This is a genomic window from Methanohalophilus sp. (genome assembly GCF_030156785.1).
Classification (GTDB): Archaea; Halobacteriota; Methanosarcinia; order Methanosarcinales; family Methanosarcinaceae; genus Methanohalophilus.
In genome coordinates, this window is record NZ_JASGLW010000008.1 from 42276 (window position 1) to 57072 (window position 14797).

Sequence of the window (14797 nt, forward strand, 5' to 3'; positions counted from 1 at the left end):
ACATCTCCAACCTCTCCCTTACATGAGCATTCAAACTAAAAGGTTTACCAGACTTAGCGTTCTTCTTCATGTAATGTAAAGTACCCTTAGAAAATCCCATCTTCTCCCATTCAGAATATGAAATACTTAGTGTTTTGTGCCTCGTTTAATTCGAGGTTGTGTAATATTTGTCTAATTAGAAATTTGTTTTTTACCACCATAAAATCATATCGGCATTAATATGTGTTAATAATTTGTGCTGAAAACTATAAAACCAACGATGTATGAATTCTGCAAATAGCCCACTAACTAAAATTCAAAACGGTTCCTTTGGGCAAGCCTCAATACTTTTCTAAATCCTTGAAATTATAGTTTGTTGAGAGGGATAAAAATGTATATAGTAATTGAGCATATAGTTTTATATGAAGATCTTCAATATAATATTTATAGGCTTATTTTTAATTTGTATTACAGGCACTGTAGCAGCCGAATATTCCAATTCTGCTGCAGAAGATCATGAGGCTCTGGTAATTGAGATTGCAAAAGAGCTTGAAAACACCATGGATGACCGTGGGATATGGTATGAGGGAGCCGATGACAGGTTTGGGTATATATATACCAGTGATAACCGACATGATATCGAAGGTGAAATGCAATCCCTGGATTACTGGTCCCTTGATGACAGGGTTGTGATTGGGGAATTTCCCAATCAGGTGGTATCAAGCAGCGCTGAGATCAAAGCTCCGGGTCCGGATGGAAAAACCATCTATATAACAGTCGACGGTTACAATCTGCCTGCAGAAGAAATCCGTCCTGTATCTGAATGGGTTTTTAATGAACTTGTGCGACTCTCCGTGGAAAGCGGAGCTATTGGAGAATATGTAGGGGCATCAAGCGATGTGTCACCTGTAGATGATAGTGAAACTGCACCTGTTGAATCCACTGAACAAAAGGAAGAAGAAATAATTGAAAATTCGCCTACAATAGGTGATGAAACACCCGAAACAGTTGAATCTGTTGAAATTGATGTTGAGCAGATTGAAGAGTTCATTGATATACTTGAAGAAGAAAATGTAGTCGACGTAAAAGGTACGGTCTCAGTAGAGGAGATTTCCAGAGAAGATGTGTTGCAATACCAGCAGATCATGGGTACTTATTTGCTGGACGATAATTTCATGGCAGAGATGGAGTCTTATTCCATAGGCATAAATGCATTAAGAATTGGCTTTGAATATATAGATGAAATACCGGCTCAGGAAATAGATGTATCTTCTGAACAGGACCCTGTTCTTAATGATGAACTCATTAAAGATACCTTTGATGATGATTTCATGTTTGGCATTGATGGAGAAGTATCCCTCCAGCGTGAGGAGAGGTATGAAGGCGAAGAAAAAGTTGCAGCAAAGATACAGGAGGTCCTGCAAAAAGAAAAACTCTCAAAAGATGACAGGGACCTGATTAAAAGTATCAAATCCGGCCAGCAGGCTGCAACTTATTTTTCTGAAGATTATGAAAATTCAAATTTTGCCAGACTTGTAAATGATGTAGATAATCTGAACTTTGTCAAAGAAAAAGTTGAAGAAATAAAGCAGGTATCTGATGATACAAAGAAACTGAGCCAGCTTAAAGGTTCAGCTGGTACAACCACAAAAGCTCTTTATGGTCTTGCCAAGGCGGGTCAAAAGCTAGGAGGCAACATCCCAGTTGTCGGTAAGCTGATTGAAAGGGGCTCGGAAGTAGTTGAAAAGACAGTAATGGTCATGCCTGCCATCGATGATGCTGTTTCAAATAGTGATTTCAGACAGGGCCAGATTTCGAGTGGTGCTAGGGGTACAAAGACTCCGAATGCATTCCTGGATAGATATGGGGAAAGGATTGAGACCAGTGAGGGGCCTGTTTACAAATTCAAATACAAGGACGATAAAGGAAATGAAAAAACCCTTTCACCGGATTTATGGGTAATATCAACAATAAAGGGTCAGACCTATTACATACCGACAGATATTGAGGGCAACCCTATAGACGATGTGGCAATAATGGATAAAACTTCCTGGAAGCCTTGGACATGGGACAATTGCCAGGTTGTGAAGTATTCCAATCCTTCCGTTGTTTATAATGACGGGGAGGTGTATGACTTATGATAAAAAGATAATTGCAGGCATATTTGTCCTGTTTATTCTGCTCTTGTTTATGGGCGGAGATGATGGTAGTGAATTATCGCCTGACATAGATATCGATGAATGGGACCCTGTTGCCGATGGCACTGCTTCAGAATACAGGGCCCAGAGTATGAAGATCTACGAGACCCTTGCTTTCAGTGGTTTCGAAAAATCCAGTGTGAAAGTCACCGATGACTATGTGCTCATAGCTTATGAACAGCCTCCTGTACGTTCGCAGGTGGATTCACTTCTTTCCTGGTTTTATATGATGGGTACTGCTGTGGAAATAGCTCCTCATGCAGAAAGGATTGTGATCCAGATGTATTCAGACGATGAACCGCTCTATCAGGTCGAAGCATATACTACCGATGTACAATCCCTGCTGAATTATGAGATAGATATGGATGAGTTCCGTTCAAAGGTTGTCGTTAAATCAATTGTCGCCTGAGGGATTGCATGGGATTGCTTGGTAGGGTTATGGACGGTGTTATTGAGAGACTTGATAAACTCATTGACGATAAGGCTGTCAATTACAGGAGAGTAATTCAACAGGGTCTTGAAATTAAAGGAAACTGGCAAACCAGGGAAATATTCCTTTTTGGAAGCCCCCTTACCCCTGCTCCTGAAGTACTTGAAGAGACTGATGGAAAACATAAAAACTTTTGCTGGGGAGATACTTCAGAAAATTCACGATTGACCGCACTTGCAATCCTGCTGTGGTTTCTGGATGAAAGAGAAGCTTATGATTATCTGGATGCTTTTCTTAACGATTTTGTCTCCAGGCTACCCAGACATGATTTCGAACAAAATTTTGGATATGAGTTTTGGAGAAATAGAATAATTTCTAAAAGGAAAAGGGGAAATATGCATCCGGATCATGATGGTTATTATCTGGGAGACGATGATGCAGATGATGGGGACGATGATGGAGGAGATTGATTATATTCTTCACAAATGTAGAATATTTGAATTATCCTTCACGATACAATTTTTGCACATTTTCCTGAAAAACATGAGGGATGATATAGGAAATCAATGGTTTTTCAGTAATCAGATCTGCTTTTGTTCCGAGCAAGATCTTTATTCATTTAGTGATTCCACAGGGTCTACTGGATAAAACTAGCAGCACATCTCAACTCTGATGACATCCTGCTTGCAATGAGTGATCTGGATTACGATGTGAGAGTGACTACAGGGCATGGCTCTTCATAGAGTTTAGGTGGCATATAGTGTCAAATTGGATCAGATGGGTTGAACTCAAATCAGATCCAGATTCGATTTTCCTTGTGACTTTCTATGAAAATATGATCAGATAGAAATTACTAATTGATAAAAGCAGTGTTTTTCTTTTAAATATAATCATTATATACAGAAAAAATGCTTTTGTATAACAGCATTTTCAATTTAAGATGTCGACATAAAGATCATTCTGTGTGATATGCAGGTAAGTAATAAATCCCGGTGCAATATCATAGTTCAATGTAACAGTAGACGTTGAATAATCTATAGGATCCTGCGGTCCACCATCGATAATAAAATTTATTGATCCTTCTTCTGTCATCAGCTTTATGTAATGTTGCGTAAGATCTTTGATAGAAAAGGATTCATTATATTTTTCTATAATATCATTTGGCCATGAAAAGTCCGGATCAGCAGCTTTTTTTGTGTATCTCATCATGAACGTATCATTTGTCAAATCCACAGTAGAGTATTGGTCTTCTTGTGTACCATATATATGATAATCATCTACACTTTCCCATTCTTCTGCATCAGAACTTATATCCGTGTCTTCATAAATTACGTCAAGATGCAAATCGCTCTTCTTCTGTAATTTGTATGTTAGTGTCCGACTTCCAGAAGTTGCAGTTATAACATAATTATCCGGATTTAATCCGTTAGCATTATTGTCTTCAGCTTCAAAATAAAACACGAAATCTTGAAATGGATCTGGATTTGCTGGGTTTAGGGGAGCAATTTTTATTTCATTAATAAGGGGCATTTCTCCCATTGGTGGTGACGTATACAATTCCACTGTTGCCGTATTATTTGTATCATCAACCTTGACATTAGTCTGGGTCATAGTTGCAGCATATTTTGCCCAAGCGTCATAGTAGTCACTTTTTATAATGACAACTACTTTGTTTGATGTAATCGGGTTTGTCCTTAAAGATGAAACTGAAGTGTTGGGATACAACAGATCCGGTTTACTGTCTGATCTGATTGCAATACGGACATCACCTGAACCGGATGTTGATGAATTTCCCTTTATACTCATAATCGGAAGTGTCAGGGTTTCTCCATTGTAATGAAATTCAGGTGGAGAAATCATCACGGAGCCGCCGTATCTCTCATGTTTTGACCAGACTCCTCCGCCTTCATAGGCTATGTAGCTGTTGTCTTTTATATACTCAAGAGTTCCAAGAGAGACTGTTAATTCCTCTGTCAAGCTGGAGTTTGTAGTATTGCTGATCCGAATGGTAATGCTACTGCTGTTTGGATCATCGGCATCATTTGCATAAACCCCTCCGCCTATCATGGTAATTGCTATGGTCTGTAGTGGAGATTCGCCAAGTGCGACCTTACTTGTTCGTGAGTCAAGAATTGTAAATTCTTCTTCTACTTTTTGTGCTTGGGCATTGTCCTGCATGTCATTAATTGCGGGTACTCCAAAGAGAAGAATGATACTCATTGAAACAATGGTGAGTGAAAATATGAGCAGGACTCCTACTACAGAGGATACCGCCTTTTTGGACAATACTAAATTTTGTAGGGTGTTCATGTTTCTTCCCTTTATTTAATGGTTGCGGTTATTGGTGAGTACTTAATGTAGACATCTATATTTTCCGTAAAGTTATCACGTCGCATCAGGATTGTTTTATTTGCATCATCCTTGCTTACCAGATGCATACCCAGTGATTCATTGAGGTATTTTTCCCAGCCTTCATAATAGTTGCTCACTATTTTTATATCTACAGATGAAACATTTGAATAACTGAACAAAGATGGCGAACCGCCGTCCGCAACAACTCTTATTAGTCCCTCCCCACTCATTCCATTTGTTCCGAGTAACGTGGCAGCGGGAATAATCATAATATTATCTGAAAATGTAAAACGTGGTTCCTTAACAATCACTACCCCCTGATTATCATATTTTGCCCAGACTCCGGTATTTTCATATGAGATGGCAGTTGTTTCAAATTCACTTCGTATTTCACGGAGTTGACGTGTGAAGCTTTCGCTCTCAAAGCTACTATTGGATGAATTCCATGTCTGGATGGTCACATTAATTGAACTGTCGCCTATGACCCAGACTCCACCACCTCCGTACATTTTCAATTCTACAGATTGCGATGGCGTATTTCCGAAAACAATTTTGTTTATATTATCAGCCAATACAATGTGGCTTTGCTTGATATTTTCAGTGTGTCCGTTATCCTGAAGGGCGGTGAGTGCCGGCATACCAAAAAGAGTGATTATGGATATCGCAAGCAGCATTATACCGAGTATGAGTACAAAGTCAACTACCTCGGAAACTGCATTTTCAGACTTGGACATTTCTGTCACTTTTTTGGATCCCGGTTTCATGATCTTCATCACTCAATATATCTCTATGAGGTTTGCAGTACTGTTGTAAAGTAAATAGTGGTCACCGGCTGCACTGTTTATCGTTTTTGACTCAATGCTAGCATGTTCAAGGTTGTAAGGCACTTCACTTCTTGTTTGCGCTCTGCCTTTTGATTCAAATATTATCACCGAAGTGCTGTTTGAGAATTCCACACTATAGTACTCATTTGCAATTGTCAGTGGGAGCAGCATTTCCAACCGCATTTCCTCAACGTCTCCGCCTGTATTATTAACGACGTATATCATAGTGTCCATTTCTGTAAGTTGGAGTGCGATATTATTTCCATGTATCTCAAATTCTTCTCTCATGACATTTTCCTCGGTTTGCTCCGTCATGAAATAAGATGATTGCATAATTGCTGTAAAAGTCAGGATTGTGATGGTAAAAGTAAGTATGAAACCAACAGCAATGGATACTGCTCTATCGTCCTGATACAAATTTTTCATGTTTCACTCCTTATGGTACAGTTACAGGTACCGATACACTAATCTTGTTTTCCCCCGATGCGATATTTATTGTAGTGTTGATGACTTTGTATCTTTCAGATTCAAATGTTTCATTTGTCACTAAATTTCCAGATATTGAGTACAGTCCGACTGCACTGCTTCCGTTATAATATTCTATTCTGTATGTTTCATTAGAAGTTCTGGATGTAAAATTGAAATTAAAGGCTGTATCAGCAACTTTATTGTTCATAATATCAACAAAAAAGTATGGAACAAGAGCAATTGAATTGTTTTGATCAATTGATATTACATTGATACTGGTAGAGTCATTGTACAGTTTCATATACCAGATCGTTGAACCAGATTGATTGATAGCTTTCACTTCGAATTGGCTTGAAGCATTTGCAAGCTTGCTTGTGTCTGGTATCTCAATTGTAAAATTATTAACTTGTTTGACGTTATTAATAACAATCCAATTGTCACGTCCTGATTCCAGGCCATTTTGCGTAAAATATGCATCATTAAAAGTGCTGTTTTCAAAAGAGAATGAAATTCCCTTATGAGCATATAGAATAGCCATTTCCTGTTGGAACGTGTTCATATAATTTGAAAATGCAGCATTATTGAATGATCCTCCATCACTTGTAGCATTGTAATAAGCGGCACTAGTTGCTTCATCTATTAACTGAACAATGTTTGAGATCTCATAATAATTAAGTTCATCACCTGATTCGGATGCAACGTTGCTGGCATAAATGAGATTGTTTAACATAATTGTTAATACAACTATCATAAATGCGATGGCGAAGGCGGCAAGCAACAGCATTTGTCCGGAATCATCAAGCTTCTTCATGTTACCCTTATCCCCATTTTACATACGCCACATTGTCAGTTTAACATCGATAATATTGTAGTAATCAGTTGCAATATCCACATCCGGAATGCCAGTGGCATTCTCAAATGTTGCAACATTTGCTATATCTGTATTAGAGAGCAGTACCTTTCTTGAAATTATGACAGCGTTATCAGAAGGATCACCGTTGTAAATGTAATAGACTGTCTTACTATCACCATCAAGAGTCATGAATGTATATCCCAGGTTATGCACAATTCCATTTTCGGTCACTGCAAATTCAAGTATTTCCTGTATCGGCCCTTCAAGGGTATCACTTGCGTTGTCTGTAGACACGTAATGTGTGGAATCCCATACGTATTCATCCCCATTCCATGCCAAAATGGCTTTCTTGAGATCTGAATCCTGTTTGTAAGACGAGTGATCAAGTGAAGTAATTATGTCCTGTCCAAGCGAATTTAATTGAGTTTCAACATGGGCATTTGCAGTAGATGATGTAAGGGGGGTAAGAGATGTTGCCTGAACAGCAAACACTAGAACTCCAATCATTATCGTTGCAGCAATAATTCCTTCGAGTGTGTTTAGCTGTGCACCAGTGTTTTTCCAAAAAAACTTTCTTTGAATATTCATTGGATCACCACACTTTTACTGAAACAATTGCTGCTTCAATTGTTCCTGCATTTTTATCCTCCAGAAGAACTACTCTTTTTGTATGTCCAATGTTTCCGTAATAGGGCAATTTTTCTCCTGCAATGTACATCACAGACGTACTGTTTTCGATGGTGATATTAAGATTATAAGTGTAATATCCTCCACTTAAACCAAGTGCATGTATTGTGTCATTGTAATCAACATTCAGCAAGTTAGTAAAAGCGGCTACACGGTTTTTATCAACGAGATTGGGTGTTGTTATGGATTGCGCACTCATTTCATTTTCGATAATAGTTGTAGCTACGCGATCTGCGACAAGCGTAATCTCATCGGAATCAGATGCAAAAGGTGTGAAAAGACCTGAAGTATACTGGAAAACAAAAAAGACGGTAAGTAAAAATATAGTAATCCCCACCAGATAATCAATTGCCATCTGTCCCTTATTGCTATCGAAAAGCATATTATCAATTATTTAACTCACATTATATAAAGATGTTATTATAGTCCGTATATCTCTGTACCACCTTATAGTTTCTTTATGTCCCTTTCAATAACAGAATGCTGGTTTTTATCCACTTTCACTCATGCAATTTTTTCAATATGACATACCGGTTTCAAATGGTCGTCAGGTGAAAGTAACCAATAAGTTCTTCATAATAAGTTAAGTTCCTGCCGACAAGCTCCATAAGGACTTCAAGACACTCTCTGCAAAATTTGGTATTGCTGGAGTTTCATCACATGGAAACGTGGGTCTATCATCAGAATGAGTTGTTTCTCCCTATTTTGATTATCCATTGTTACCCTATTTTAGTAAATAATAATCACTATAGGAGTTATTTATATAAGGATTACCTCTCGCTTGTGGCACATTTTCCAAATATAAGAGCATCTTGTATATCAAGATAAACTAATGCCTCTTTGGCAGAATATTTCAAAAATTGATGTATTGGGATACCTTAACATAGATGATTAAGTATCCCAGTACCAGCATTCCCAGGGATATAAGCCAAGCCCATCTGAGTATCCTGGCTTTATTCTGGGGTTCCATTAATTTCAGGAAGAGCCTCTCGATCAAATTGTATGAACGATCGACTTCTTCGTCTTGCATAGTCTTACGCCTTTATTCTTTTCAGACGGAAAGTGTTTTCCCTTTCCATCTCTTCAAGCCTCAGGCTGATGAATGCCATTGCTTCTGAAAGTTCAGGGATTACCTTAAACTCAAGAGCATTTACACGCCTTTTAGTCTTTTCGATATCATCAAGCAGCTTTTTCATAGTAGTTTCAATTTCTGCAGCAAGAATTATCTTGTCAACAAGGATTTCGTATGATTCTACTGCTTCATCGATGTAAGAACTTGTGCCGAGAATTCCGTATCCGCGCTGGTTGAGAGATTTGTGAACCTTGGAAGAATCAATCTTTGGCACAACAACGCCCATTATGTTGTGGCTTCGAAGAGTAATTTCCGGTGTGTTTTTCAATGCAAAGGCAGTTGATTTAACTGTTACACGTCCCTCTACTGCTTCAGCGAATTTAAATTTCTCGGTGGCATTAGCATAGGCTGCATCCAGCTCGTTCCTCACATCTTTAGCCTGGTTGAGTATATCAAAGAACTCAAGAATGAGGCCATCTCTTTTCATTTTAAGGAGCTTGTGGCCACTTTCTGAGAGCTTGATTTTCTTCTTAAGGGCAATGAGTTCAGATCGAGTTGGTTTAACATCTTGTGCGCCCATGATACATCACCTGTTCACTCTGCTTTATTCTGATGTGCAGGGTGATATTTCTCAATATATTTGTTGTCGATCCTAGTCAGATATGATTCAGGCATCTCGGAAAGAATTTCCCATGCTATATTGAGTGTATCTTCGATACTCCTATCCTCATCCCTTCCCTGACGTACAAAGCGGTCTTCAAACAGGTCTGCGAATTCCAGAATCTTCTGATCTTTCTCGGATAATGATTCCTTACCGACAATAGCTACCAGGCCACGGAGGTCACGACCTTCTGCATATCCTGCATAAAGCTGATCAGATACTGCCTTGTGATCTTCTCTTGTCTTTCCTTCTCCTATACCGGAGTTCATCAGACGGGAAAGTGAAGGCAGAACATTGATTGGCGGATAGATTCCCTTCATGTGCAATTCACGGGATACCACAATCTGTCCTTCGGTAATGTAACCGGAAAGGTCAGGAATTGGGTGAGTAATATCGTCACCGGGCATTGTAAGGATGGAGAACTGGGTAACAGAACCTTTTAGTCCCTTGATAACACCTGCTCTTTCATAAAGGGAAGCGAGGTCAGTGTACATGTAACCTGGGTATCCACGCCTTCCAGGAACTTCTTCACGGGCTGCACCCATCTGACGCAGTGCTTCACAATAGTTTGTGATATCCGTCAGAATTACGAGCACGTGCATGTCATGCTCATATGCAAGGTATTCTGCAGCTGTAAGAGCCATTCTTGGTGTAATGATACGCTCTACAGCAGGATCATCTGCAAGGTTGAGGAACACAACAGCCCTCTCCAGTGCGCCAGTTTTCTCAAAGTCTTCCATGAAGTACTGTGCTTCTTCGTTGGTGATTCCCATGGCTGCGAAAACCACAGCAAAATCTTCCTCAGATCCAGGGACTTTTGCCTGCCTTGCAATCTGCAAAGCGATTTCGTTGTGTGGTAAGCCAGACCCTGAGAAAATTGGAAGTTTCTGTCCTCTCACAAGAGTGTTTGTACCATCAATTGTGGAAATACCTGTCTGGATGAAATCCTCGGGTGGCATCCTTGAATATGGGTTCATTGCTGCACCGTTTACGTCCAGGCGTTTCTCTGGAACAATACGGGGTCCACCATCGAGTGGTTCACCGGATCCTGAAAGGATACGTCCAAGCATATCTTTTGATACAGGTAGCTTAATTGTTTCCCCGCTGAACACAACACCTGATTCGGAGTTAAGTCCTCCGGTACCCTCGAATACCTGCACAACTACCATGTCAGCAGATGTGTCAAGAACCTGGCCACGTTTAGTGCTGCCATCAGGGAGGTTGATCTGTACCAGTTCGTTGTAACCTACAGGCTCAGTTTTCTCAAGAAATACAAGAGGCCCTGCAATGTTTACAATGGTTTTGTATTCTTTGGTCATTTCAGTTGCCTCCAAGCTGTGCAAATTCTTCATCCATCTTTGCCATTACTGCCTCGAGGGCCGCATCAAAGTCTTCCTCAAACTTGACCTTTGCAAGTTCGTCTTTGGATTTCATTTCCATGATCTTTTTCATCTGGACGCCCTGCTCTAGTTTTTCAGTTGCAGTGCCTGCAAATTTTGAAATTGCTTTGAGCAGTTTGTACTGTTTGTCAAATGGACAGAATGTATCCACCGGATGGAATGCGTTTTGCTGAAGGAAGTATTCCCTTATCATCCTTGCAATTTCAAGGGTAAGCTGCTGGTCTTCCGGCAGTGCGTCGGAACCTACCAACTGCACGATTTCCTGAAGTTCAGCTTCTTGCTGAAGTATATCCATTGCGTTTTCCCTGAGGTCGTTCCAGTCTATACCTACGTTCTCTGTAAACCAGTTAGCAAGTGTCTGATTATACAGTGTGTAGCTGTTAAGCCAGTTGATGGCGGGGAAGTGTCTCCTCTGGGAGAGCTTTGCATCCAGTGCCCAAAACACTTTCACAATGCGAAGTGTATTCTGTGTAACAGGTTCAGAGAAGTCACCACCCGGAGGTGAAACCGCCCCTATTACCGTAATTGAACCGTCCAGTCCTGCAAGGGAGTTTACAGCACCTGCGCGTTCATAGAATTCGGCAAGTCTTGCAGAAAGGTATGCAGGATAACCTTCCTCACCAGGCATTTCTTCAAGCCTTGAGGAGATTTCCCTCATTGCTTCAGCCCATCTGGAAGTAGAGTCTGCCATTAGTGATACATCGTATCCCATGTCACGGTAATATTCTGCAATAGTAATTCCAGTGTACACAGACGCTTCACGTGCTGCTACTGGCATGTTGGATGTGTTTGCTATTAAAACTGTACGTTCCATGAGTGGCCTTCCGGTTTTTGGATCTTCGAGTTCGGGGAACTCGTTAAGAACATCAGCCATCTCATTACCACGTTCTCCACATCCGATATAAACTACAATATCAGTGTCACTCCATTTCGCAAGCTGCTGCTGGGTAACTGTCTTCCCGGATCCAAATGGACCAGGTATGGCAGCAGTACCACCTTTTGCTACCGGGAACATTCCGTCGAGGATTCTTTGACCGGTAATAAGTGGCTTGTTCGGAGTAGTCTTCTTGTTAACAGGTCTTGGTTGTCTGACTGGCCATTTTTGCATCATTGAAAGTTCTGTTCCGTCGGAGAGTACACAAATAGTTTCATCAACAGTAAACTTTCCTTCCTTGATTTCACTAACAGTGCCGGAAACATTAGGTGGAACCATAATTTTGTGTTCGATATTAGGTGTTTCCTGAACAACACCAATAATCTCACCGCCCTTTACATGGTCTCCAGAACTTACAGTAGGTTTGAAATCCCACTGTTTTTCCCTGTCAAGACCATTTGCTGTGACACCTCTCTCAATGAAGTCTCCCATTTTTTCCTTCAATACCTGTAGAGGTCGCTGAATACCGTCGTAAATACTTTCCAATAATCCAGGTCCAAGTTCTACGGACAAGGACATTCCGGTGTTTTCGACAGGTTCACCGGGCCTGATTCCGGCAGTATCTTCGTATACCTGAACGATTGCTTTGTCTCCTTCAATCTTGATAACTTCGCCCATAAGCCCTTCGTGACCAACCTTAACCACATCATACATTTTAGGTTTGATTCCGGTAACGGTAACTACTGGACCTGCTACACGATAAATTTCACCTTTCACTTCCACAAATCTACACCTACCGCTTGTTTTATCTTATCTCTTATGTTTGAACTCTGGCTTGTTCCTCCAAGAGTCACTAGAGTTGGTTCTACAGATTCACTAAGTTTTTCTCTTAGAATTTCCGGTAGTTTATTAAAATCGTCGCTATTCATTACAAGGATTCCGACTTCCGAATCATCAATGACATCATTGACTTTTGCCTCTAGTTCCCCGTCATCCTTGATTTCGTGAACTTTCTTGATACCTGCCAGCCTGAATCCGGTGACAAATTGGTCTTTTCCTACAACTGCAAGTTCCATCAAATCACCAACTGATTCTTTATTAGCTCTTCACTGAGATTGGAGGCTTTTCCCCTGACAATTATCCTAAGATTGCGAATCTCATTTTTCTTGTTCAGGATATAATCCATGATTGGGGCAATTGAGAGAGGATACTCATGTGAGAAGCTTCCAGCAGTTCGAAGACTATATTTAGTTAATTGTGTTTCCAGATCTGTCAATGAGTCTATATTGGGATCAGCAATATCTGCAATTGCATTCCAGTAGGAATATTTCTCAAGAGACTGCAATAACTCTTCAAAAGATAGGGGGAGCAACTTTTCAATTTCAGCGAGTCCAAGTTCAAGCCCTCCCGCAATCATCAGATCTGCACTCTTTTCTGCATCAATCGTTCCATATTTCTTGAGTCTCATTAACAGTGTGATGTTTTTGATGTCAATTTCTGTACGAATGAATTTCATGAAATGCCTTCGATCACTGATTTTTGTACTACCAAGTGTCTGAAACAGGCTGCTATAATACATATGATCTAAAAGGTTTTCGATCTTCCAGAGCTGTCCTTTTTCATATTCTTTCAATATTATGTAATATTGAGTGTTCTGGAGGGCTTCAATTACATCATCTTCTGAATCTTTTTCCGCAAGAGCAGAAAGCTTTCCATAGCTGAGTTGACCGGCTGCAACCAGACTTTCCTTAATTTCATCCACCGGTGCACCGTAGTACTTTCCTCTCAGAATAGCCTTAATATTCCATATATCATAGTCCTTAAGATACTCTGTAAGTATGTAATTCAGCTCACCGTTAGTAAAATTGATAATTTTTGTGAAAGTACTTGCCAGGTTTTTGTTCAATGCATGTTCAATGAGGTCAATTCCGTCATAGGTTCTTGCCAGCTCATCGACGTCCTGTTTGTATTCAGATTCTTCGATAAACCTGATGATCTCATCAATTTTCATATTCACAAGTCTTGCGTATGTCTCTTTTGGCAAAAGCTTACTTTTCATTGCCCGCACACGCGCAACAGAATATGCATAGTTAGAACTGCCCCGACTTTGCACAGGACTAACCATACTTTTACTCCGGAATTTTTCCAATAGGCGCATCTGGCAATCACCCAAACAAAATGTCAGAAATCTGTTTCAATGAACGCTCATTAACATCGTTGAGAATACTGTCATAGGTATAGTCAAAACGAACTGTACCATCATCGTTTTCAATTACAACTCCTCCAATGCAGTTGATATTTCCTGCATATTCAAGCGTTGATAATTTTTTCACGAGTTCTTCAGAGTCTTTATTCGAATATATTTTAGTACCATTTTCCTGATACTGATCAATGATAGCTTTCAGCAACTCTTCGTTTTTTGAAGGAGTCAATGATGCTATCGAATCGGCAGCTTTAGAGTAGACTTTTTCAAGCAGTTCTTTGCGAGCATTGAGCATTCTTCGTTTAACTTCCAGATTGGCACTGGAGATGGCTTGGTTCCGCATTTTTTCGATATCATTTTCAGTTTTTGCAAGTATGTTACCTTTGATCCGCTTTGCTTCCTCTTTTGCATCTTCAAGTATTCGGGATACTTCGGTTTCAGCTTCTGCGTCCATCTTGGCAACTTCGGCCTGTGCAACTTCCATAATATCGTTTATGACCGTTTCGAGTCCCATGCTTTTCACCTTCAAAAAGGTAAGAGCGAAAATGCTCTTAAACCACTTTTATTTGATAAGCAATGCAACAACAAGACCGAAGATAACGATACTCTCCGGAATAACGGTCATGATCAGACCCTTACCGAACATTTCCTCCTTTTCGGTCATTGCAGCTACTGCTGCGGTACCAATGTCTTTTTCACCGAGACCGGATGCAATTCCTGCAAGTCCAACTGCAAGTCCTGCTCCAATTGCTTTTAACCCTGATGGGTCCATTGTTGTTAATTCTTCTCCGACCAT

Annotated in this window: 17 protein-coding genes; 3 read left to right on the forward strand and 14 right to left on the reverse strand. The window is 40.1% G+C overall.

Annotated elements, in window-relative coordinates; genetic code table 11:
* The first annotated feature begins 401 nt into the window (after positions 1-401).
* Genes PWQ49_RS05695 through PWQ49_RS05705 form a run of 3 tightly spaced genes read left to right on the forward strand, consistent with a single transcriptional unit; the run spans position 402 to position 3077 of the window.
* The gene (locus PWQ49_RS05695) at positions 402-2120 is read left to right on the forward strand and encodes a hypothetical protein (RefSeq protein ID WP_300608867.1); all 1719 of its coding nucleotides are present in this window, start codon (positions 402-404) and stop codon (positions 2118-2120) included.
* Positions 2110-2586: a hypothetical protein gene (locus tag PWQ49_RS05700; protein ID WP_300608869.1), complete on the forward strand. Its 477-nt coding sequence runs from the start codon at positions 2110-2112 to the stop codon at positions 2584-2586. Before PWQ49_RS05695 ends, PWQ49_RS05700 begins: the two co-directional genes overlap by 11 nt.
* An 8-nt stretch (positions 2587-2594) precedes the next feature.
* Positions 2595-3077 (forward strand): hypothetical protein, encoded by a 483-nt coding sequence (locus tag PWQ49_RS05705; RefSeq protein ID WP_300608871.1) that lies wholly within the window; start codon positions 2595-2597, stop codon positions 3075-3077.
* Positions 3078-3537: 460 nt separating this feature from the next.
* Here the strand turns inward: PWQ49_RS05705 and PWQ49_RS05710 are convergent, their stop codons facing one another.
* The 14 genes from PWQ49_RS05710 to PWQ49_RS05775 form a co-directional block, all read right to left on the reverse strand.
* Complete coding sequence (locus tag PWQ49_RS05710; protein ID WP_300608873.1) at positions 3538-4917, reverse strand: hypothetical protein; 1380 nt, start codon at positions 4915-4917, stop codon at positions 3538-3540.
* A gap of 11 nt (positions 4918-4928) precedes the next feature.
* Complete coding sequence (locus PWQ49_RS05715) at positions 4929-5732, reverse strand: hypothetical protein (protein WP_300608977.1); 804 nt, start codon at positions 5730-5732, stop codon at positions 4929-4931.
* Positions 5733-5735: 3 nt separating this feature from the next.
* Positions 5736-6209 carry a hypothetical protein gene (locus PWQ49_RS05720; RefSeq protein ID WP_300608875.1) on the reverse strand — a complete coding sequence of 158 codons (474 nt, stop codon included), beginning with the start codon at positions 6207-6209 and terminating at the stop codon, positions 5736-5738.
* A 10-nt stretch (positions 6210-6219) separates the two neighbouring features.
* The gene (locus PWQ49_RS05725) at positions 6220-7062 is read right to left on the reverse strand and encodes a hypothetical protein (protein WP_300608877.1); all 843 of its coding nucleotides are present in this window, start codon (positions 7060-7062) and stop codon (positions 6220-6222) included.
* Between the two features lie 18 nt (positions 7063-7080).
* Entirely contained in the window at positions 7081-7692 is a 612-nt protein-coding gene (locus tag PWQ49_RS05730; RefSeq protein WP_300608879.1) for a hypothetical protein, read from the reverse strand.
* 4 nt (positions 7693-7696) lie between these two features.
* Positions 7697-8173: a hypothetical protein gene (locus tag PWQ49_RS05735; protein WP_300608881.1), complete on the reverse strand. Its 477-nt coding sequence runs from the start codon at positions 8171-8173 to the stop codon at positions 7697-7699.
* A gap of 471 nt (positions 8174-8644) precedes the next feature.
* Positions 8645-8821, reverse strand: coding sequence for a hypothetical protein (locus PWQ49_RS05740; RefSeq protein ID WP_300608883.1), 177 nt, complete (start codon positions 8819-8821; stop codon positions 8645-8647).
* Positions 8822-8825: 4 nt separating this feature from the next.
* On the reverse strand, positions 8826-9443 hold the full coding sequence (locus tag PWQ49_RS05745) for a V-type ATP synthase subunit D (RefSeq protein WP_300608885.1): 618 nt from the start codon (positions 9441-9443) through the stop codon (positions 8826-8828).
* Positions 9444-9457: 14 nt separating this feature from the next.
* The gene (locus tag PWQ49_RS05750) at positions 9458-10843 is read right to left on the reverse strand and encodes an ATP synthase subunit B (protein WP_300608887.1); all 1386 of its coding nucleotides are present in this window, start codon (positions 10841-10843) and stop codon (positions 9458-9460) included.
* Between the two features lies 1 nt (position 10844).
* Positions 10845-12581, reverse strand: a complete 1737-nt coding sequence (locus PWQ49_RS05755; protein WP_300608889.1) for an ATP synthase subunit A — start codon at positions 12579-12581, stop codon at positions 10845-10847.
* Positions 12572-12874, reverse strand: coding sequence for a V-type ATP synthase subunit F (locus tag PWQ49_RS05760; RefSeq protein ID WP_300608891.1), 303 nt, complete (start codon positions 12872-12874; stop codon positions 12572-12574). Before PWQ49_RS05760 ends, PWQ49_RS05755 begins: the two co-directional genes overlap by 10 nt.
* Complete coding sequence (locus PWQ49_RS05765) at positions 12874-13923, reverse strand: V-type ATP synthase subunit C (RefSeq protein WP_363321819.1); 1050 nt, start codon at positions 13921-13923, stop codon at positions 12874-12876. Before PWQ49_RS05765 ends, PWQ49_RS05760 begins: the two co-directional genes overlap by 1 nt.
* A gap of 40 nt (positions 13924-13963) precedes the next feature.
* Complete coding sequence (locus tag PWQ49_RS05770) at positions 13964-14515, reverse strand: V-type ATP synthase subunit E (RefSeq protein WP_300608895.1); 552 nt, start codon at positions 14513-14515, stop codon at positions 13964-13966.
* 48 nt (positions 14516-14563) lie between these two features.
* Positions 14564-14797 (reverse strand): V-type ATP synthase subunit K, encoded by a 234-nt coding sequence (locus PWQ49_RS05775; protein ID WP_300608897.1) that lies wholly within the window; start codon positions 14795-14797, stop codon positions 14564-14566.